The following is a 20,202-nucleotide window of genomic DNA, read 5'->3' on the forward strand; positions in this document are numbered from 1 at the left end:
GGCATAACGGTCATGCCACCGGAAGTGTCCCGGCCCCGTAGCAGCCTTATTGCACTGCGGAAAACAGGATATTTTCGTTTAGCTGCATGGAAATATCCGTGTGACAGCAGCGTAACGATGCCTTAGAATCGCCGGTTAGGCCGTGCAAAAGCAGCGGCTGATAATAGGGGACGGATCAATGGCAAAATTCTTCGGCAATTTGCATCTTGTGCTGGTGGTGGGGCTTGTCCTCGCGCTCGCCGTCATCTTCGCTATTCCCGCCAATACCGTGCCGGAACAGGCTATATTGCGGTGGCTTCACCTGTTCTTCGGCATCACCTGGATCGGCCTGCTTTACTATTTCAACTTCGTCCAGATCCCGACGATGCCGAAGGTTCCGGCGGAATTGAAGCCCGGCGTGTCCAAATTCATCGCGCCTTCGGCCCTGTTCTTCTTTCGCTGGGGCGCGGCGCTGACGGTGCTGACCGGGGCGATCATCGCATGGCGCAGCGGCTATCTGGTGGAAGCACTGACGTTGACGCCCGGGTTCGTGCTGATCGGCATTGGCATGTGGCTGGCGCTGATCATGGCGTTCAACGTGTGGTTCATCATCTGGCCGAACCAGAAGAAGGCGCTGGGCATCGTTCCCGCCGAGGATGCGGTGAAGGCGAAAGCGGCGACGACGGCGATGATCTTCTCGCGCACCAATACGCTGCTGTCTTTGCCGATGCTGTATTGCATGGTGAACTTCAACGGCGGTTGAAGCGAGGTTTGGGCGGGGCTGGCCAAGGCTGGCTCCGCCTGCGTTTTCCGACTGACTTTTCCTCCGTTCGCCCTGAGTTTGTCGAAGGGCTCTCTTGGAAGAAGCGAAGGGCTTTGACAGGCTCAGCCCGAACGGAAATAATATGCGTGGCGCCAGATCCGCATCACCCCTGGGGTGGCGTGGTCTCGCCGACTTCCTCGCTGTCGAGATTGTTACCCAATGTCAGTCCGTGACGCGTGAGCATCGGGATGTTGGCGAGGGCGAAGAGCAATGAAACCACTGTCACGCCCCAGACCTTCACCGAAAGCCATGCGTCGAAGCTCATCGAATGGCGCATCACTTCATTGGCGACGGCCATGGCGGCGAAGAATATGCCCCAGTTGCGCGACAGCTTGCGCCAGCCTTCGTCGGTCAGGCCGTCATAGGCGGCCTGCAGCAGATATTTGAGCAGCGCCTTGCCACGCAGAAGCCCGCCGAACAGCATCAGGGCGAAGAAGCTGTAGATTATCGTCGGCTTCACCTGGATGAAGCTTTGATCCTGGAAATAGATGGTGAGGCCGCCGAAAAAGAGCACGAGCATCGCCGACAGCCACAGCATGGGCGACACGCGGCCGAGCTTCACCTTCGAGATGATGACCGCGATAACGATGGCGGCCATAAAGGCGGCCGTGCTTAAGCTCATCGCGGTGATCGGGTTTCCCGGACCCCAGATCCAGCCCACGCCCTTGTATGTCAGGAAGAAGACAAGCAGCGGGCCGAAGTCTAGCGCGAGGCTGAGGTTGCCGCCATGGGCTGGTTTGGAGTCAGTCATTGGGCACCTGCGTCATGCCAGCGGAAGCTGGCATCTTGTAAGGTTGGGCCGTTCTGTGCCCGCATGAGATTCCAGCTTCCGCCGGGATGACTAAGATCGTGATCTCAACGCGCATAGGCCGTTCCCGCGATAGCGCGCGCCATGTCGCCGGGGTCGAAGGGGCGCAGATCCTCGATCTTCTCTCCCACTCCGATCGCATGGATGGGCAGGCGATATTTCTCGGCCGCCGCGACCAGTACGCCGCCGCGCGCGGTGCCGTCCAGCTTCGTCATGACGAGGCCGGTGACCTGCGCGACTTCCTTGAAGACTTCGATCTGGCTCAACGCATTCTGTCCGGTGGTGGCATCCAGCACCAGCACAACGTCATGCGGCGCCGCCGGGTTCAACCGGCCGAGCACGCGGCGGATCTTGGCCAGTTCATCCATCAGCTCGGTCTTGTTCTGCAGGCGGCCCGCGGTGTCGACGATCAGCACGTCGATACCGGTGGCGGTCGCCTGCTTGACCGCATCGAACACGATGCCCGCTGCGTCGCCGCCTTCCTTGCCCGCGACTATGGGGATGCCAAGGCGGTCCGCCCAGACCTTCAGCTGCCCGATGGCGGCGGCGCGGAAGGTGTCGCCCGCCGCCAGCATCACGCCATAATCCTGCTCCAGGAAATTATTGGCGAGCTTGGCGATGGTGGTGGTCTTGCCCGAGCCATTGACGCCGATGACCAGGATGACTTGAGGGCGGGGGAAGGCTTCGATTTCCAGCGGGTGGGCGACCGGAGCGAGGACCTTCTCGATCTCTTCCGCGATGATCTCGCGCAGATAATCTTCGGTCAATTCGCGATTGTAGCGGCCTTCGGACAGACGATCGCGCACGCGGGCGGCCATGGCGGGTCCTAAGTCGCTGACGATCAGCGCTTCCTCGATCTCGTCGAGCGTCTGGTCGTCAAGCGCGGCCTTCGTGAAGAGGCCGGTGAGGTTCTCGCCAAGCTTGTCGGAGGTGCGCTTCAAGCCGCCGAAGAGGCGGTCGCGCCAGCTGGTGCCGGGTTCAGTCATTGACGAGCCTCTTGCGCGATCAGCACGCCATTCTCAAGGCCCGTGATCGTTGCGGACGTGATGGAGGAGGGGGATTGAGGCGCTTCGAAGCGAACCGGGGCGAAATTTTCGGCGTGGCCCGAGAGGCCGTTGCGCTCGACCAGCACGGATTGGGTGCTGCCGATGAGGCTTTGCAGCCATTCCCGGCGTTGCGCCTCGCAGGCCGAACGGAGGCGGGCGGCGCGGGCCTTGATGATGGCGCGATCGACTTGCGGCATACGAGCGGCGGGCGTGCCTGCGCGCGGGGAGTAGGGGAAGATATGGCCGTGGACGATGGCGCATTGCTCGACTAGCTTCAGGCTGTTTTCGAACATCGCTTCATCCTCTGTCGGGAAACCGGCGATGATATCCGCGCCGATGCTGATGGCAGGGCGGGCGGCCTTGAGGCGCTCCACGATACTGATGGCGTCGGTGCGCATGTGGCGCCGCTTCATGCGCTTGAGGATCATGTCGTCGCCTGCCTGGAGCGAAAGGTGCAGGTGCGGCATCATGCGCGGTTCATGCGCGAGAAGCTCGAACAGTCGGTCGTCGATTTCCACGCTGTCGATGGACGAGAGGCGCAGGCGGGGCAGGGCTGGCACGGCTTTCAATATGCGTTCGACCAGCAGGCCGAGGGAGGGCGATCCGGGGAGGTCGGGGCCGTAGCTGGTGACATCGACACCGGTCAGCACGATCTCCTGATAGCCTGTGTCCACAAGCTCGCGCGCCTTGTCGATGATGGCGCCTGCGGGCACGGAGCGGCTGTTTCCCCGGCCATAGGGGATGATGCAGAAGGTGCAGCGATGATCGCAGCCATTTTGCACTTCGAGGAAGGCGCGGGCGTGCTCGGCGAAGGCGCTGGCCATGTGCGGCGCTGTGTCGCGGACGGCCATGATGTCGGAGACTTGGATCTTTTCCGCTGCCTTCAACACTTGCGTCACCCCAGCGGAGGCTGGGGTCTCATGCGGTGGCGCACGGCGTTGGGCCTGAGATCCCAGCTTTCGCTGGGATGAGGGGTAGTGGGCGGGGTCCAGCTTCTCCCGATTGCCTATTACCGCGTCGACTTCCGCCATTTGGGCGAAGGTTTCCGGTTCCGTCTGTGCCGCGCAGCCGGTGACCATGATCCTCGCTTCTGGCCGTTCGCGGCGGGCGCGGCGGATGGCCTGACGGGTCTGGCGCACGGCTTCGGCGGTGACCGCGCAGCTGTTGACGACGATAAGGTCGTCCTGTTCCCCCGCCATTTCGCGGATGGCTTCGCTTTCCGCGATGTTGAGGCGGCAGCCGAGGGTGATGATCTGCGGCCCGCTCATGCTCTAAAAGCGCGTCCAGTCAGCCTCGCCATCGAAGACGTGGGTGGCGGGGCCGGTCATCATGATGTGACCGCCGGGCTGCCAGTCGATGACGAGATCGCCGCCGGGCAGCGTGACGCGCGTCGGCCCGCTGACGAGCTTGCGACGGACCGCTGCGACGGCTGTCGCGCAGGCTCCTGTGCCGCAGGCGCGGGTGAGGCCAGCGCCGCGCTCCCATACGACCAATCGGATATGATTGTCGCCGACGACCTGCGCGAAGTTCACGTTCACGCGGGCAGGGAAGAGCGGATCGGTCTCGATCATCGGGCCCAAATGGTCGAAGTTCACACCGTTCATATCGTCAAGGAAGAAGACGACATGCGGATTGCCGACGTTGACGGCGGCGGGGGCGGGAAGGTCTTCCCAGCTGGCCGGCATGGTGAGCGTGTCCATCGCATAGGCGAGCGGAATGGCGTCCCAGTCCAGCCGGGGCGCGCCCATGTCGACGCTGGCGCCACCGTTGACGGCCTTCGCATCAAGCAGGCCCGCCTTGGTTTCGATCAGGACGTCGCGGCCGACGAAAAGGGGCACGCAGCGGGTGGCGTTGCCGCAGGCTTCGACTTCGCTGCCATCGCTGTTGAAGATGCGCATCGATACGTCCGCGCGATCGGATTGCCCGATGAGGATGAGCTGATCGCAGCCGATGCCGGCGTGGCGATCGGCAATGGCCTGAGCCCGCGTGGATGTCATATCGACCGCGTCCTCGCGCGCGTCGATCACGACGAAATCATTGCCCAGCCCGTGCATTTTGGAGAAGCGTCCCATAGGCGGGCGCATGTAGGGGCTGTGCGGGGAAAAGGCCAGAGTTGCCGTTTTATCCCAGGCCCCGGCAAATCATCCGTCATCCCAGCGAAGGCTGGGATCTCGGGCTGCCTCGGGCGACGTCTCCTGAGATGCCAGCCTTCGCTGGCATGACGTTGGGGGGCAGGCTGACGGAGGGAGTTGGCGCGCCGGTTGCATCGCTGCACCCTTTCCGCTAAGGGGCACATCGCAATTGGACGGTTCGCCGTTCGATACCCTGACAGATCCATGGCGCTCACTAGGGAGTACCGGATGGACGCTGGCCGGCGAGGTTTCGCCCGCCGGCGATTTTGTCGTTTGGCGGGGTGGCAAGCTTTTCCGGGCTTTCGGGCCCAAATGAGGTGATGATGTTCGATTCGCTAAGCGATCGTCTGAGCGGGGTATTCGACAAGCTGCGTGGGCGCGGTGCGCTGACGGAGGACGATGTCCGCGCCGCGATGCGCGAGGTGCGAATCGCGCTGTTGGAGGCCGACGTCGCGCTTCCGGTGGTGCGCCAGTTCGTTGATCAGGCGACCGAACGCGCCGTGGGCAGCGACGTGCTGCGGTCGGTCACGCCGGGCCAGATGGTCGTCAAGATCGTCTCGGACACGCTCACCGAAACGCTGGGCGCGGAAACCAGTGACCTTCTGATCGATGTCAGCCCGCCCGCCGTCATCATGATGGTCGGTCTGCAGGGTTCGGGCAAGACCACCTCCACCGCGAAGATCGCCAAGCGCCTGAAGGAAAAAGAGCGCAAGAAGGTTCTGATGGCGTCGCTCGACGTTCAGCGTCCGGCGGCGCAGGAACAGCTGGCGGTGCTGGGCACGCAGACCGATGTCGCGACCCTGCCGATCGTGCCGGGCCAGCAGCCGGTCGATATCGCCAAGCGCGCGCTTCAGGCGGCGAAGCTCCAGGGCTTCGACGTGGTGATGCTCGATACCGCGGGCCGTCTGCACGTCGATCAGGCGCTGATGGACGAGATGAAGGCGGTGGCGCAAGTCTCCGACCCGGCGGAAATCCTGCTCGTCGTCGACTCGCTGACCGGCCAGGACGCGGTGAACGTCGCGACCAGCTTTACCGCTCAGGTGCCGCTGACCGGCGTGGTGCTGACCCGCATGGACGGCGATGCGCGCGGTGGTGCGGCGCTGTCGATGCGCGCCGTTACGGGCCGTCCGATCAAGTTCGCGGGCACGGGCGAAAAGCTGGACGCGATCGAGCCTTTCCATCCCGCGCGCGTGGCGCAGCGTATCCTGGGCATGGGCGACGTCGTCAGCCTTGTCGAGAAGGCGGCAGAGGCTGTCGATGCCGAGGAAGCCGAGAAGCTCGCCAAGAAAATGGCCAAGGGTCAGTTCGACATGAACGACCTGCGCGCGCAGTTGAAGCAGATGCAACGCATGGGCGGCCTTGGCGCGCTGGCGGGCATGCTGCCGGGCCTCAAGAAGGCGCAGGCCGCGATGGCGGCGAGCGGCGCCAATGACAAGACGCTGATCCATCTCGATGCGATGATCGGCTCCATGACGCCCAAGGAGCGGGAGAAGCCCGGCCTGATCAACGCCAAGCGCAAGATCCGCATCGCCAAGGGTGCCGGCCGCACTGTGCAGGAAGTCAACAAGCTCCTGAAAATGCATCAGGAGATGGAAACGGCGATGAAGAAGATCCGCAAGATGGGCGGATTGAAGGGCCTCGCCAAGATGTTCACCGGCGGCGGCATGGAAAAGCTGATGGGCGGCGCGGGCGGCGCGCCGGACCTCGGCGGGCTCGGTGGATTGGGTGGCCTGGGCGGGGGTGGCAACATGCCGAACCTGCCGCCGGGCTTTCAGAATTTCATGAAGAAATAGCCCGTCATCCCAGCGAAGGCTGTGATTTCAGGCACAAGATCCCAGCTTCCGCTGGGATGATGAATTGAAGCTAAGTAGATTAGAGTAGAAAGGTCAAAAACAGCATGGCAACGTCCATTCGTCTTTCGCGCGGTGGTTCCAAGAAGCGTCCTTATTACCGCATCGTCGTGGCTGACAGCCGCGCCCCGCGTGACGGCAAGTTCATCGAGCGCATCGGCAGCTACAACCCCGTCCTGCCCAAGGGCGATGAAAAGCGCGTCGTGATCGACGTCGAGCGCGCGAAGCACTGGGTTGCCGCTGGCGCGCAGCCGACCGATCGCGTTGCCCGTTTCCTGGACGCGGCTGGCGTGAAGGAACGCGCTGCCCGCAACAACCCGAAGAAGGCTGAGCCGGGCCAGAAGGCCAAGGATCGCGCCGAAGACCGCGCCGCCAAGGCTGCCGAAGCCGCTGAAGCTGCCGAAGCTGCCAAGGCCGCCGCCGCTGAGGCTGCTGCTGCTCCGGCCGCTGAAGAAGTGCCTGCGGAAGAAGCTGCTCCCGAAGCGGCTGCTGAAGAGCAGGCGGAAGGCTAAATGGGTAATCACCCCTCCCCTTCAGGGGAGGGGCCGGGGGTGGGGGCTGACAATGGCTCCGCGCCCGGCACCCCCCAGCCCAACCCTTCAACCGAGGCACGTGACTCGGTTGAACCTGAAGGGGAGGGGCTAGCCTCTTCGCGCGCTGTCACTCTCGCCGTCATCATTGGCGCGCATGGGGTGTCGGGCGAGGTTCGTTTGAAGCTCTTCGGGGAGGGGGTGGAAACCCTCAAATCCTACAAGAGCTTCGACGCTGCGGGCGGCACGCTGACGTTGAAGTCGGTGCGCCCCGGGCCCAATGGCGCGGTGGCGCGTTTCGCCGAGATCGGGGACCGTAGCCAAGCGGAAGCTGTGCGCGGCACGGAACTCACCGTGCCTCGATCGGCCCTGCCTCCGCTGGAGGAGGGTGAATATTATCATGCCGACCTGATCGGCCTGCCTTGCTTTTCCAGCGATGGCGATGGGCTGGGCAATATCGTCGCGGTCGAGAATTTCGGCGCTGGCGACATCATCGAGGTGGAGCGGCCGACCGGCAAGCGCTTCATGGCGCCGATGCATGCGGTGACGATCGCAGACGATCGCGCGGTGATTGAGGCGGCTTTTGCGGTTTGAGGGATGGGATACCTCTCCTCAAGCGTCATGCTAAAAAGTTCAGCATGACGAAGAACTATCAGGTCCATCATGCCCAAAGCCCTCATCGCCTTCTACATGCTGCTGACGGTCGCTGCTGGATGGCGGCTGTTCGGCATGGGCTGGACGCGGGGGCGGAAAGTCGCGGCGGCCGTGGCATTGGTCGCGCCTTTTCCGATGCTGTTCCTGCTGCCATCGCTGCTGCACCCTGAGCGGCCCTTTGCCGATCTTCAGCGGGGCATCGGCCTATCGCTGATCGCCGGGGGTGCGTTGTCGCTATTGGGCGGCATGGCGGCGGCGTGGATGAGGGCACGTCGCGCATGATCTTTGCAGCGCAAATCCTGACGCTCTATCCGGAGATGTTTCCCGGGCCCTTGGGCGTGTCGCTGGCCGGGCGAGCGCTCAGCGAGGGGAAGTGGTCGTGCGATCCGATCCACATCCGCGACTTTGCGACCGACAAGCACAGAACCGTGGACGATACGCCCGCGGGCGGCGGGGCGGGCATGGTGCTGCGCGCCGACATCCTTGGACTTGCCATCGACCATGCGCTGGAAAAGCGGCCCGATCTGCCGGTGATCGCGATGACGCCGCGTGGCAGGCCGATCACGCAAGGCCGCGTGCGGGAACTCGCAGCGGGGCCAGGCGCAACGATCCTTTGCGGCAGGTTCGAAGGCTTTGACGAGCGCATTTTCGAGGCGCGGCCCATTGAGCAGATCAGCATGGGCGACATCATCCTGTCGGGTGGAGAGATGGGCGCGTTGATGCTGCTGGACGCTTGCATTCGGTTGCTTCCCGGAGTAATGGGCGCGGCTTCCAGTGGGGATGAAGAGAGCTTCGAAAGCGGCCTTCTCGAATATCCGCACTATACCCGGCCCGCTATGTGGGAAGGGCGCACGATCCCTGAAGTGTTGCGATCGGGGGATCATGCGAAGATCGCCGCCTGGCGGAAACAAAGGGCGGAGGATGACACACGGCTAAGGCGGCCGGACCTTTGGGAACGTCATATCGGCGTTCGGGACCAGCCGCCCTCTGGTGCGCAACGCGAAAAGTAGGACCTAAGTCAAATGAACTTGATCCAGCAGATCGAGGCCGAGAACATCGCGGCTCTCGCCAAGGATATCCCGGAATTCCGCCCCGGTGACACGCTGCGCGTCGGCGTGAAGGTCATCGAAGGTGACCGCAGCCGCGTCCAGAACTACGAAGGCGTCTGCATCGCCCGCTCCAACAAGGGCATGGGCAGCAACTTCACCGTGCGCAAGATTTCGTTCGGTGAAGGCGTGGAGCGCGTATTCCCGCTCTATTCGCCGAACATCGATTCGATCACTGTCGTCCGCCGTGGCGTGGTGCGTCGTGCGAAGCTCTACTATCTGCGCGGCCGTACCGGCAAGCGCGCTCGTATCGCCGAGCGCCGCGACGTCCGCAGCGAGGATTGATTTTCCTCGCGGCTTGACGGCCAAGATGAAGAGGCGGCGTTCCTGAAGGAGCGCCGCCTTTTTGTGTCTGTTCCCCCTGCCGCCTGCGGGGGGGGTGGGGCGAGCGGAGCGAGCTTTGGGCTGGCTTAGACGAAAATTCGGCGTTGCGCTGGCCCACCCCCGGCCCCTCCCGCAGGCGGGAGGGGAGGAGAGGCGTTGGCCGGCAGTTTCCCCTCAGCGGACAGCGTCGCGCTTGCCGGTCCGGCTCGTGAACCACAGGCCGATAAGGCTGACCAGCGCCACGGCGGTCATGTAGAGGCCGACCAGTTCCACCCCCTGCGCAGCAATCAACCAGGTCGCGACGATCGGCGCCAGCGCGCCGCCGATGATGCCGCCCAGGTTGAAGGCGAAGGACGCGCCGGTATAGCGTAGTTGCACCGGGAACAAGTGCGGCAGATAAGCCCCGAGCGGCCCGTATACGAAGCCCATCAGAAACAGTGCGAGGCTGAGTATCAGGAAGATCGGCAACAAGGCTCCCGTGCCCATTGCCGGGCCGAAGATCACGCCCATCGCCACCGTGCCCACGCAACCCCATGCCAGCACGCGGGTCGGGCTGCTGCGGTCGGCCCACCATCCTGCCAATATGATGCTGAACGCCATGAACAGGATCGCGCCCAACTGGATGGCCAGGAATGTCTCGCGGTCGATCTTCAGCGCGGTCGTGCCATAGCCCAGCGCCCATGCGGTCGCGATATAGTAGACGGCAAAGCAGGCCGCGCACGCGAACGTCCCCGCGATCGCCGCGCCAAGATGGTTCTGGAACAGTGTAGCCAGCGGGACGGCGGGTGGCGGCGCTTCGGCCTTGGCCGCGGCGAATTCCGGCGTTTCAGTGAGCTTCAGCCGTATCCAGAGGCCAAGGATGACCAGCACCGCGCTGCCGAGGAAGGGCAGGCGCCAGCCCCAGGCGAAGAAATCCTCATCGGTGAGGAACATGCCGAGGATCAGGAACAGGCCGTTGGCGGCGATGAAGCCGACCGGCGCGCCCAGTTGCGGGAACATGCCGAAGCGCGCTCGCCAGCCGGGAGGGGCATTTTCGACCGCCAGCAGCGCCGCGCCGCCCCATTCGCCGCCAAGTCCCAAACCTTGCCCGAAGCGCAGGATGCAGAGGATGAGCGGCGCCCACCAGCCGATCATCTGGTAAGTCGGCAGGAAGCCGATAGCGAGCGTCGATCCGCCCATCAGCATGAGAGAGGTAACGAGCGTCGCCTTCCGGCCGATGCGGTCGCCATAATGGCCGAACACCGCTGCGCCCAAAGGCCGTGCGAAGAAGGCGAGGGCGAGGGAGCCGTATGACGCCATCAACTGCGCCGTGGGCGAGGATGAGGGGAAGAAGAGCGAGGGAAAGATCAGGCTTGCGGCGGTGGCGTAGATGTAGAAGTCGTAGAATTCGACCGCCGTGCCGATGAGGCTAGCCGCCAGCACCCGTTTGTGGCGCAGCATTGCGCCTATTCCCTCGCTTGCCATCTTTCTCTCTATCCCCCACATTCTGGATCACCTCGCCCCCGTTGAGGGGAATGGTTGGCTTATCGTTATCGTTTCGCTCGCCTCTGGTTCAGCAGTTCATAGGCCATTACGGCGCAGGCGACGGCAGCGTTGAGGCTGTCGGCTTTGCCAAGCATCGGCATCTTCACCAGCTGATCGCATTCCGCCTCATAGGCTTCGGGCAGGCCCTGCGCCTCGTTGCCGACCAGCAGGAAAGAGGGGCTGGCATAGCGCGGTTCCTGATAATCCTGCGTCGCTTTGAGACTGGTGCCGATGAGTTCGCCCGGCCCTTGCCGCAGCCAGTGCATGAATTCGCCCCAGCGCGCCTGGGTGATCGACTGGGTGAAAAGCGCGCCCATCGATGCGCGAACGGATTCGACCGAGAAGGGGTCGACGCAATCGTCGATCAGGATGAGGCCGCCAGCCCCCACCGCATCGCCAGTGCGCAATATGGTGCCGAGGTTGCCGGGATCGCGCAGCGACTGGGCGACGATCCAGATGTCGGCCTTGCTCCGGTCGAGCTTCGCCAAGGGGGTCAGCCGGTCGCGATAGACGCCGACGACCGCCTGCGCATTATCCTTGCCGGAAATCTTGGACAGGATGTCGGGCGTGGTTTCGATGACATCGCCGCCTGACGCCTCCATCGCGGCGATCAGCTCTGCGGCGAGCGGGTGGGTGGACCCGGCGTGGAAGAGCATTTCCGGCAGCACGCCTTCCTCGCGCGCTTCGGTGAGGATGCGGAGGCCCTCGGCCAGGAACAGCCCCTCGGCCTTGCGGAACTTCTTTTCGCGCAAGGAGCGGACGCGCTTCACCAGCGGGTTGGAAAATCCGGTGATCTCGCGTGCCACTGCGCCTGCTTTCCTCCTGAAGGATGAGGCGGCCTCTCTATCGGGCCGGGGCGGAGCGCGGAAGAGCTATTCTTCGCCGAACTTGTCTTCGACCAGCGTCACCAGCTTGCCGAGCGATTCTTCGGCATCGGGCCCTTGGGCGCTGATGGTGATGGAATCGCCCAGCGCCGCGCCCAGCATCATGAGGCCCATGATCGACGTGCCGGTCACTTCGCTGCCGTCCTTGCGCACGGTGATCTGGGCGGGGAGGCCGCTTGCCAGCGTCACGAACTTGGCGCTGGCGCGCGCGTGCAGGCCGCGCTTGTTGCTGATCAGAACTTGCCTGCTGATTTCGCTCATGTGGTGCTGCCCAACAATTCGGATGCGACGCTGATATATTTCTGGCCCGCTTCGCGCGCGGCGGCGACGGCCTGGCGCACGTCCATGACCTTGCGCGCGCTTTCCAGGCGGATGAGCATGGGGAGGTTTATCCCCGCGATCACCTCGATCTCGCCCGCCTTCAGCAGAGAGATGGCAAGGTTGGACGGGGTGCCGCCGAACAGGTCCGTGAGCAGGATGACGCCCGAACCGTCATTCACCCGCTCCACCGCCGATGCGATATCGGCGCGGCGAACCTCCATGTCGTCTTCCGGGCCGATGCAGATGGTCGCGATCTGCTGCTGCGGACCGACCACATGCTCCATCGCGACGACGAATTCCGTCGCCAGCGATCCATGCGTGACGAGAACAAGTCCTATCATCTACCTACCCGGCCCAGATTGTTTCATGATTTAGCTTTCGGGCCTCCCGGTTCGCGCTTCTCCAGACTGTCCTGGGGCGCTGATTCCATATTGCGGTGCGAGACCGTGGGCGAAAAGCCCGCGTCTTGCAAGTATTTGGCGACCCGCTCGGCGACATGGACCGACCGGTGCCGTCCCCCGGTGCAGCCGAAGGCGACGGTCACATAGGATTTGCCGCTTTCCTCATAGCGCGGGATCAGGAGGGCGAGCAGTTCCTCTATGCGGTGCACCGCGTCCTCATAGGCGGGGTCTTCGATGATATAGGCAGCGACCCCAGGATCTAGCCCGGTATGGGGGCGTAAATCCGCTTCCCAATGCGGGTTGCGCAGGAAGCGCATGTCGAACACCAGATCGGCATTCAGGGGCACGCCGCGCGAAAAGCCGAAGGACATGATCGTCAGCGTCGGGGCAGACAGTCCGTCGCGCGAAAAACGGTTGCGGATTTCCTGCTGCAGCCCGTTGCTGGTCAGGCTGGTCGTGTCGATGACATGGGTCGCCCAGCGGCGTAAGGGATCGGTAAGCTCGCGCTCCCGCGCCAGCCCGTGCGCGGCCGGACGGTCGGACGCCAGCGGGTGGCGGCGGCGCGTTTCGGCAAAGCGGCGTTCCAGTTCCATGTCGGAACAGTCGAGGAAGAGCGTTTCGACATCATGGCCGCGCCGGGTACGCAGCGCCTTGATCCGCTGGACGATCGCCTGCGCGTCGAAGCCACGGGTGCGCGCGTCGATGCCGAGCGCCAAAGGCCGGTCGTCCAGTTCCTCGTGGCCCGCAGGCACGGGCGTGTCGAGCAGCCGCTCCAGCAGGAGGAGCGGGAGGTTGTCGACGACTTCCCACCCCATGTCCTCCAGCGTCTTGAGCGCGGTCGTCTTGCCCGCGCCGGACAGGCCCGACACCAGGAGGATGGTCTTGGGCGTGGGCGCGCTCATGCCAGCCCCACCGCATTCAGCGCCAGTTCGACCTTGATCGGGGCGGACGCTTCGAAAGGCGAAAGCTTGATGACGGGCAGCGGGGCGCCGGCGATGATCCATTCGTCCGGATCACCCGGCATGCGATCGACATGCTGCGCAAGGTCGACGACCAGCGCCAGCGGTGCCTCGCCGACAAAGGGCATGTCCACGACTCCCAACCCGCGCACCTCCATTTTTCCAGCGATGGTGGCGGGTGCGGACGCGGTCAGTTGCCCGCCATTGCGCTCCACGATCGTATAGTCGTCGCTGATGAGCATGGCGCCACGATCGATCAGGCGCAGCGCCAGATCGGATTTCCCTGCGCCGCTTGCGCCACATAGCAGAATGCCGCGCCCGGCTATCGCGACGCTCGTTGCGTGCACTGTTTCGGTTGAGTCTTGCGCCGCCATGTCCCTGACCTCTTCTTAGACCTTGCGGCGGTGCGTGTGAATCGAATTGACGCAGGAAATTAACGCAAACGTCAAAAACTTAAGCGCTTTGTCCTATTCCGAGACAATGCCGGGATCACGCTCGACCCCCATGGGCAGGCGCAGCATGAAACAGGCGCCACGCTGGTTGTCCTCGCGGTCGGCGATGCTGATCTTGCCCTGGTGGCCTTCGACGATCGACCGGGCGATGGCAAGGCCAAGGCCCGAATGCTTGCCAAAGCTTTCCGTTTCCGGGCGGACACTGTGGAAGCGGCGGAAGACATGTTCGCGCTGGGACTCGGGCACGCCGGGCCCTTCATCCTCCACGCTGACCAGCACTTCATGATCGGCGACCGTGGCGACGATCTGCACGAGGCCGCCGTCGGGCGAGAAGGAGATGGCGTTGTCGATAAGGTTGTCGAGCACGCGGAGCAGGCGCTGCTCTTCGCCGAGCACGACGGCGACATCCTTGCGCGGGCGGGCGAAGGCGAGCCGGACGCCGCGTGGAACGCCCCGTGCCTCGCGCGCCACGACCATGCGCTCGATCAACAGGCCAAGGTCGATGGGTTCGAACCGCGTGCGGGAAAGTTGGGCATCGATGCGCGACGCTTCGGCGATATCGGTAACCAGCCGGTCGAGCCGCCGCACGTCGTCCTGCGCAATCGCCATCAGCTGGTCGCGCAGTTCGGGCTTGTCGATCCGTTCCAGCGCATCAAGGGCGGAACGGAGCGACGCGATGGGGTTCTTGAGTTCATGGCTGACATCGGCCGCGAAGGCGTCGGTGGCGTCGATCCGCTGCCTCAATGCGTGGCTCATGTCGGAAAGCGCGCGGGCGAGCATGCCGATCTCGTCGCGCCGCTCCGGCAGGCGGGGCACCGTCACCTCGCGCGCGCGGCCAAGGCGGACGCGCACGGCGGCGCGGGCCAGGCGTTGCAGCGGCTGGACGATGGTCCGGGCGAGGAACAGCGAGAGCAGAACCGACGCCAGCACGGCGGCGGCGATGACGATGCCGAGCCTCAGCCGCTCCGCTCGCACCGTCCGGGTGATGTCGCGCGCATTTTCGGTCGCAAGGAGGCTGCCGCCGTCCTTCATGCCCGTCGCCGCCGAAATCATGAAGGTGCGGTCGGGGGCATAGCGGTTCGTCGCCTGCGGCTGGCCTGTCTTGCGCGCGAGCAGTACCTCCGGCCAGGCATCCGCCCGGTCCACGGCAGGTTCTTCGAAATTAGGCGGGCGATCGGCGAAGACGACGCGGTCCACCGCCTTGTCGAGGAAACGCGCGGCATGCCGCCGCCAGCCTTCTTCCGACGGCAGGCGCAGCCGGTAGCGGGGCGCATCCATGGCGAAACTGTCCGCGATCAGCCGCCCGTCCGGTCCATAGCGGCGAACGCGATCGTGCGTTTGCCGGGCATAGGCGGCGATCAGAGCGTTATGTTGTTCTGCCGGGGCCGTCTCCAGCCCGATGGCGAGCAGCTTCAATTCGCGCGCGGACTGCTCCAGCCGCGCGTCAACGATGCGGGTTCGATAGCTGTCCAGATAGAAGAAGCCGCCCGCCAGCAAGGCGAGCGCGAACACGTTGACCGCCAGGATGCGCGGAGTCAGGCTGATGCGGCCTGACCAGCGCAACCCACCGTCCCGCGGATCATTCTTCGGAGAATCGATATCCGGCGCCATAGAGCGTGTCGATTGCGTTGAATTCAGGATCAACCTCTCGGAATTTGCGGCGGAGCCGCTTGATGTGGCTGTCGATGGTGCGATCGTCGACATAGACGTCATCCTGATACGCGGCATCCATCAACTGGTTGCGGTTCTTGACGACGCCGGGCCGCGACGCCAGCGTTTCGAGGATCAGGAACTCCGTGACCGTCAGCGTGACGTCCTGCCCCATCCATTTGACGCGATGGCGGGCCGGGTCCATTTCCAGGCGGCCGCGTATGATCGGTTCGGCGGCGGGCTCGTCACTCGCATCCGCCGTCCGCCCTACCTCAGACCGACGCAGGATGGCGCGGATGCGGGCGATCAACAGGCGCTGGGAAAAGGGCTTGGCGATATAATCGTCCGCACCCATGGCAAGGCCAAGCGCCTCGTCCAGCTCATCGGTCTTGGACGTCAGGAAGATCACCGGCATCTGGCTCTTTTCCCGCAGCCGCCGCAGCAGTTCCAGGCCGTCCATGCCCGGCATCTTGATGTCGAACACGGCGAGGTCGGCGGGATTGTCGAGCAGCGCCTTCAGCGCCGCCTCCGGATCCGAATAGAGGCGCGTCAGGAAGCCTTCGGCCTGCAGCGCGATGGACACGGAAGTCAGGATATTCTTGTCATCATCCACAAGGGCGATGGTTGGAGTCATGCTTGTTCCCAAAGATCGTGGCCGCCCTGCTCAGGCCTTCCCATCCAGCGTTAGACGATGCCTGCCCCGCTCGCAAGAAAGGGGTAGGCGGGCGATTATGCGGTTTACCCGTGTTAATCTGGGATAAAGTGCGTGCGGGCGGGATTTGACGCTGGGGGTGCAAAGGCTTATTGCCCCCCCATCTGCAGGAATGTTGCCGCCCATATGAGGCCGGCGACGCTAGGAGCGGATCGGTCGCGAGCGCGAGTTGGCGGGCCGGAGTAGTCACATCAGGAGCTAAGGCGTGCAGGCCAAATCCTCAATTACCCTGGATCAGCAGGGCATTTCCACGACCGCTGAATTGCATTGGAATCTCGGCACCGCGCCGCTCGTCGAAGCTGCCATCGCAAATGGCGAAGGCATGCTGTCCAAGGATGGCCCGCTGGTCGTCAAGACCGGCAAGCACACCGGCCGTTCGGCCAACGACAAGTTCATCGTCAAGGACGCCGAGACCGAATCCACGGTGTGGTGGGGCAAGACCAACGTCCCGATGACGCCCGAACATTTCGCCGCGCTCAAGGAAGATTTTTTCAAGGCGCTGGGCCAGAAGGAAAAGCTCTACGTCGCAGATCTGTTCGGCGGTTCGCAGCCCGAGCATCGGGTGAACGTCCGCGTCATCAACGAACTTGCCTGGCACAACCTGTTCATCCGCACGCTGCTGGTGCGGCCCAAGGCGGAAGAGCTGAGCGGCTTTGCCCCTGAATATACCATCATCGACCTGCCGTCTTTCCAGGCTGACCCGGCCCGTCATGGTTCGCGCAGCGAAACGGTGATCGCGGTCAATTTCAGCGAAAAGCTGATCCTGATCGGCGGCACCAAATATGCCGGCGAAATGAAGAAGTCGGTCTTCGGCATCCTCAACTATCTGCTGCCGACCAAGGGCGTGATGCCCATGCACTGTTCGGCCAATATCGGCCCGAACGGTGATACGGCGGTCTTCTTCGGCCTGTCCGGCACCGGCAAGACGACGCTGTCGGCCGATGCCAGCCGCACGCTGATCGGCGACGATGAACATGGCTGGTCGGACACGGCGGTCTTCAATTTCGAAGGCGGCTGCTATGCCAAGATGATCAACCTGTCGGCCGAAGCCGAGCCGGAAATCTTCGCGACCACCAAGCGTTTCGGCACGGTGCTGGAAAATGTGGTGATCGACGAGGATACGCGCGAAATCGACCTCGACGACAACAGCCTGGCTGAAAACAGCCGTGGTTCCTACCCGATCGACTTCATTCCGAATGCGTCGGAAAAGAATCTGGGTCCGGTGCCGAAGAATATCATCTTCCTGACCGCCGACGCCTATGGCGTGCTGCCGCCGATCGCGCGGCTGACCCCGGACCAGGCGATGTACCACTTCCTGTCCGGCTATACCGCGCGCGTCGCGGGTACGGAAATCGGCGTGACGGAGCCTTCGGCGACCTTCTCCACCTGCTTTGGCGCGCCCTTCATGCCGCGTCACCCCTCGGTCTACGGCAATCTGCTCAAGGACCGGATCAACAAGGGCGGCGTAACTTGCTGGCTGGTCAACACCGGCTGGACGGGGGGCAAATATGGCGTGGGCAAGCGCATGCCGATCAAGGTTACCCGCGCCCTGCTGAACGCGGCGCTGGACGGCAGCCTCAACGATGCCGAGTTCCGGGTCGATCCCAATTTCGGCTTCCAGGTTCCTGTCGCGGTGCCGGGCGTCGATGCGACCATCCTCGATCCGCGCGCGACCTGGGCCGATCAGGCGGCCTATGACGAGACTGCGGGCAAGCTGGTGAAGCAGTTTGTCGATAATTTCGCCCAGTTCGAAGAGCATGTCGATGCGTCGGTGCGGCAGGCTGCGCTGACCGCTGCCTGATAGCAGGGCCGACGATCGCAAAGGTGAAGGAGCCGGGGGCATGCGCCTTTCCGGCTCTTTTGCTTTGTGCCGCTTTTGCCTTCGGCCTTTTGCTTTCGGGTAGCGGCTGGCGGTGCTATCCTGTCGCTTGATATAACGGGATGATGATGATGTTTGACCAACTGATAAACAGCGTGGGCGGATTGGAAGCGGTGGCCGCGAAGCTGGGGCTTTCGGCCGAGCAGATGCAGGCGCTGATGGCGGAAATCGGCGGCAAGATCGCGTCGGGCGAAACCGATGTCGCGGCGCTCGCCACCACGGCGGCGGAGCATGGCGTTTCCGCCGACAAGTTGCAGGAACTGTTCGCCCAATTCGGCGGGCCCGAAGCGGTGCTGGGCAAGCTGGGCGGCCTGTTCGACAGCGATGGCGACGGCAGCCCGATCGGCGAACTCAGCAGGTTGGCCAAGGGATTGTTCGGCTGAAAAATCCGGCTGACGCGTGCGGGCATGATCGTCAGCTATCGGCCATGAAAGTTTTTTCACCTTGCCTTGGACGGGCCGAAAAGGCATTCGCGCCGCCATCACTTATTGCGAAAGCCACGCAACTGGCGTCCTGACCGGGCGTTGGCGAAGTGGATTTGGCAGGAGACAAGGTTTTGAGCGACGTGACGATCGAAAAGCCGGTACTGGAACCGACCGGCGCCCTGACTGTCGAAACCGTGCTGTCGGTCCGGCATTGGAACGAGCATCTGTTCAGCTTCCGCATCAGCCGCCCGGCAAGCTTCCGCTTCCGTTCGGGCGAGTTCGTGATGATCGGGCTTCAGGGCGACAATGGCAAGCCGCTGCTGCGCGCCTATTCCGTCGCCAGCCCCGCCTGGGACGAGGAACTGGAATTCCTGTCGATCAAGGTGCAGGACGGGCCGCTTACTTCCAAGCTTCAACTGATCCAGCCGGGCGACCAGATCTATCTCGGCCGCAAGCCAACCGGCACGTTGGTGACCGACGCGCTGCTGCCTGGCAAGCGCCTCTTCATGCTGTCGACCGGCACGGGCCTCGCGCCCTTTCTCAGCCTGGCGCGCGATCCGGACGTCTATGACTTTTATGAAGAGGTCGTCGTCGTCCACTCGGTCCGCCGGGTCAGCGACCTTGCTTTCCATGACGAACTGACGGGCAAGCTGGCGGAAGATCCGCTGGTGTCTGAACAGGCCGCGAACCAGTTCCACTATGTGCCGACCGTCACGCGCGAGCCGTTCCGCAACAATGTGCGCATCGACAAGCTGGTCGAAAGCGGCGCGCTGTTCGAAGGCATTGCGGGCGACAGGAAGTTCAATCCGGAGACCGACCGCATCATGATGTGCGGCAGCATGGAGATGATCAAGCAGTTCGCCGCCTATTTCGAAGGCGAAGGCTTCACCGAAGGCTCAAACGCGGCGCCGGGGGCGTTCGTGATCGAGCGTGCGTTCGTCGGCTGAACTGGCGGAGAGTTTTGGTGCAAGAGGGGCTGGCGGCGACGCTGGCCACTTTTTGGTTTTGATAAGCGGGACAGCGTCGGCGGACCTGCGAACAAATCGGCCATTGCTGACTTGTGGAAATCTCCGCTACGCTACGGCAGCTTCCGTGCCATCGACACGGATGCCACGGCGTCCGTTCGATCGCTCAATTGAAGAACTCCTGCGCCTTTTTTGAGGCGATCTCCATCGCATCAAGGCATTCTTTCGCAGCGCGAATGGCGGAGTATGGCTCGCCATGCGCGGCGCAGATTGGAGGGTCATAGATAACGCCGCGATTTTCGACCTGATTTAGCTTGAGGTGCGCTTCTGTGACGCGCACCTTGAGAGGGCCGCCGTCCTGAGAGCCGGCCAAATGAGTAATGACACCATTCTCAATTATCAATCGTTCAATGTGGACGCGTCCGCCGCCGACTCCAATCCCAACACTGCCGGGCTGTGCATCTGCAATGCGTTCCAGCCCATGCTCATCCGCGTGGCGCGCCTGATGGAGATAATGGAACAATGGATCGGACTTACGGCTACCCTTAAGCGTACCAAACCAAGCCGCCGAAGGTCCACGTTCCAATGCCTGCTGCATCCGAGTAAACCATCGTTGATGCTCGACTAAAAACTCTGACCATCGTCTGGCCGCCACACTGAAATCCGAAGCCTCAGCAAGTGCGGAAAATTTCTCCTTGCATGCGTTCCGATGTTCTTCAGCCCGCTTGAAATGTCGAATATCCATTACCGTCAAATGTCAGACAGAACAGTAGAGGTA

At 63.3% G+C, this 20,202-nt stretch carries 22 protein-coding genes and 1 pseudogene; 10 read left to right on the top strand and 13 right to left on the bottom strand.

Features of this window, described 5'->3' with window-relative positions:
* Positions 1-178 precede the first annotated feature (178 nt).
* On the top strand, positions 179-742 hold the full coding sequence (locus ACYU8T_RS01045) for a urate hydroxylase PuuD (RefSeq protein ID WP_097090990.1): 564 nt from the start codon (positions 179-181) through the stop codon (positions 740-742).
* A gap of 163 nt (positions 743-905) precedes the next feature.
* Here ACYU8T_RS01045 and ispZ read toward each other — a convergent pair whose 3' ends face one another.
* The 4 genes from ispZ to dapF all read right to left on the bottom strand — a co-directional run bounded on the left by ispZ (position 906) and on the right by dapF (position 4,728).
* Complete coding sequence (gene ispZ / locus ACYU8T_RS01050; protein WP_097090991.1) at positions 906-1,553, bottom strand: septation protein IspZ; 648 nt, start codon at positions 1,551-1,553, stop codon at positions 906-908.
* Positions 1,554-1,657: 104 nt separating this feature from the next.
* A complete protein-coding gene (gene ftsY / locus ACYU8T_RS01055; RefSeq protein WP_461158236.1) occupies positions 1,658-2,596 on the bottom strand; it encodes a signal recognition particle-docking protein FtsY in 939 nt (312 codons plus the stop codon).
* Positions 2,593-3,924, bottom strand: coding sequence for a tRNA (N(6)-L-threonylcarbamoyladenosine(37)-C(2))-methylthiotransferase MtaB (gene mtaB / locus ACYU8T_RS01060; protein WP_461158237.1), 1,332 nt, complete (start codon positions 3,922-3,924; stop codon positions 2,593-2,595). The genes ftsY and mtaB overlap by 4 nt, the downstream gene beginning before the upstream one ends.
* Before the next feature lie 3 nt (positions 3,925-3,927).
* Positions 3,928-4,728 carry a diaminopimelate epimerase gene (gene dapF / locus ACYU8T_RS01065; protein ID WP_461159716.1) on the bottom strand — a complete coding sequence of 267 codons (801 nt, stop codon included), beginning with the start codon at positions 4,726-4,728 and terminating at the stop codon, positions 3,928-3,930.
* A 380-nt stretch (positions 4,729-5,108) separates the two neighbouring features.
* On the opposite strand from dapF, the gene ffh reads away from it, so the two are divergent.
* From ffh to rplS, 6 genes and pseudogenes are all read left to right on the top strand, one after another.
* Positions 5,109-6,581, top strand: coding sequence for a signal recognition particle protein (ffh, locus tag ACYU8T_RS01070; RefSeq protein WP_461159717.1), 1,473 nt, complete (start codon positions 5,109-5,111; stop codon positions 6,579-6,581).
* Positions 6,582-6,685: 104 nt separating this feature from the next.
* Positions 6,686-7,150 (top strand): 30S ribosomal protein S16, encoded by a 465-nt coding sequence (gene rpsP, locus ACYU8T_RS01075; protein ID WP_461158238.1) that lies wholly within the window; start codon positions 6,686-6,688, stop codon positions 7,148-7,150.
* 135 nt (positions 7,151-7,285) lie between these two features.
* A pseudogene (gene rimM / locus ACYU8T_RS01080) lies at positions 7,286-7,762 on the top strand (ribosome maturation factor RimM); the annotation flags it as partial.
* Between the two features lie 69 nt (positions 7,763-7,831).
* Positions 7,832-8,104 (top strand): hypothetical protein, encoded by a 273-nt coding sequence (locus ACYU8T_RS01085; protein WP_461158239.1) that lies wholly within the window; start codon positions 7,832-7,834, stop codon positions 8,102-8,104.
* Positions 8,101-8,832, top strand: coding sequence for a tRNA (guanosine(37)-N1)-methyltransferase TrmD (trmD, locus tag ACYU8T_RS01090; RefSeq protein WP_461159718.1), 732 nt, complete (start codon positions 8,101-8,103; stop codon positions 8,830-8,832). The genes ACYU8T_RS01085 and trmD overlap by 4 nt, the downstream gene beginning before the upstream one ends.
* A gap of 12 nt (positions 8,833-8,844) precedes the next feature.
* Positions 8,845-9,213 (top strand): 50S ribosomal protein L19, encoded by a 369-nt coding sequence (rplS, locus tag ACYU8T_RS01095; protein WP_022681436.1) that lies wholly within the window; start codon positions 8,845-8,847, stop codon positions 9,211-9,213.
* Positions 9,214-9,426: 213 nt separating this feature from the next.
* On the opposite strand, the gene ACYU8T_RS01100 is transcribed toward rplS, so the two are convergent.
* The 8 genes from ACYU8T_RS01100 to ACYU8T_RS01135 all read right to left on the bottom strand — a co-directional run bounded on the left by ACYU8T_RS01100 (position 9,427) and on the right by ACYU8T_RS01135 (position 16,077).
* Complete coding sequence (locus ACYU8T_RS01100) at positions 9,427-10,692, bottom strand: MFS transporter (protein ID WP_461158240.1); 1,266 nt, start codon at positions 10,690-10,692, stop codon at positions 9,427-9,429.
* An 89-nt stretch (positions 10,693-10,781) separates the two neighbouring features.
* Positions 10,782-11,582 (bottom strand): TrmH family RNA methyltransferase, encoded by an 801-nt coding sequence (locus ACYU8T_RS01105; protein WP_097091001.1) that lies wholly within the window; start codon positions 11,580-11,582, stop codon positions 10,782-10,784.
* 66 nt (positions 11,583-11,648) lie between these two features.
* Positions 11,649-11,921, bottom strand: a complete 273-nt coding sequence (locus ACYU8T_RS01110) for an HPr family phosphocarrier protein (protein WP_097091002.1) — start codon at positions 11,919-11,921, stop codon at positions 11,649-11,651.
* Positions 11,918-12,322: a PTS sugar transporter subunit IIA gene (locus tag ACYU8T_RS01115; RefSeq protein ID WP_097091003.1), complete on the bottom strand. Its 405-nt coding sequence runs from the start codon at positions 12,320-12,322 to the stop codon at positions 11,918-11,920. The genes ACYU8T_RS01110 and ACYU8T_RS01115 overlap by 4 nt, the downstream gene beginning before the upstream one ends.
* Positions 12,323-12,345: 23 nt before the next feature.
* Complete coding sequence (gene rapZ, locus ACYU8T_RS01120) at positions 12,346-13,284, bottom strand: RNase adapter RapZ (protein WP_201514979.1); 939 nt, start codon at positions 13,282-13,284, stop codon at positions 12,346-12,348.
* On the bottom strand, positions 13,281-13,715 hold the full coding sequence (locus tag ACYU8T_RS01125) for an HPr kinase/phosphorylase (protein WP_461158241.1): 435 nt from the start codon (positions 13,713-13,715) through the stop codon (positions 13,281-13,283). Before ACYU8T_RS01125 ends, rapZ begins: the two co-directional genes overlap by 4 nt.
* 93 nt (positions 13,716-13,808) lie before the next feature.
* Positions 13,809-15,404 (bottom strand): sensor histidine kinase, encoded by a 1,596-nt coding sequence (locus ACYU8T_RS01130; protein WP_461158242.1) that lies wholly within the window; start codon positions 15,402-15,404, stop codon positions 13,809-13,811.
* Positions 15,373-16,077, bottom strand: a complete 705-nt coding sequence (locus ACYU8T_RS01135) for a response regulator (protein ID WP_461158243.1) — start codon at positions 16,075-16,077, stop codon at positions 15,373-15,375. Before ACYU8T_RS01135 ends, ACYU8T_RS01130 begins: the two co-directional genes overlap by 32 nt.
* 283 nt (positions 16,078-16,360) lie before the next feature.
* Between ACYU8T_RS01135 and ACYU8T_RS01140 the strand changes: the two genes are divergently transcribed.
* From ACYU8T_RS01140 to ACYU8T_RS01150, 3 genes are all read left to right on the top strand, one after another.
* Complete coding sequence (locus ACYU8T_RS01140; RefSeq protein WP_247234739.1) at positions 16,361-17,956, top strand: phosphoenolpyruvate carboxykinase; 1,596 nt, start codon at positions 16,361-16,363, stop codon at positions 17,954-17,956.
* A 143-nt stretch (positions 17,957-18,099) separates the two neighbouring features.
* Positions 18,100-18,417, top strand: a complete 318-nt coding sequence (locus ACYU8T_RS01145; RefSeq protein WP_461158244.1) for a hypothetical protein — start codon at positions 18,100-18,102, stop codon at positions 18,415-18,417.
* A gap of 173 nt (positions 18,418-18,590) precedes the next feature.
* The gene (locus ACYU8T_RS01150; protein ID WP_461158245.1) at positions 18,591-19,406 is read left to right on the top strand and encodes a ferredoxin--NADP reductase; all 816 of its coding nucleotides are present in this window, start codon (positions 18,591-18,593) and stop codon (positions 19,404-19,406) included.
* Between the two features lie 184 nt (positions 19,407-19,590).
* Here ACYU8T_RS01150 and ACYU8T_RS01155 read toward each other — a convergent pair whose 3' ends face one another.
* On the bottom strand, positions 19,591-20,178 hold the full coding sequence (locus ACYU8T_RS01155) for a hypothetical protein (protein ID WP_461158246.1): 588 nt from the start codon (positions 20,176-20,178) through the stop codon (positions 19,591-19,593).
* Between the last annotated feature and the right edge of the window lie 24 nt (positions 20,179-20,202).

It is taken from the genome of Sphingobium sp. TomMM35A (assembly GCF_054771735.1).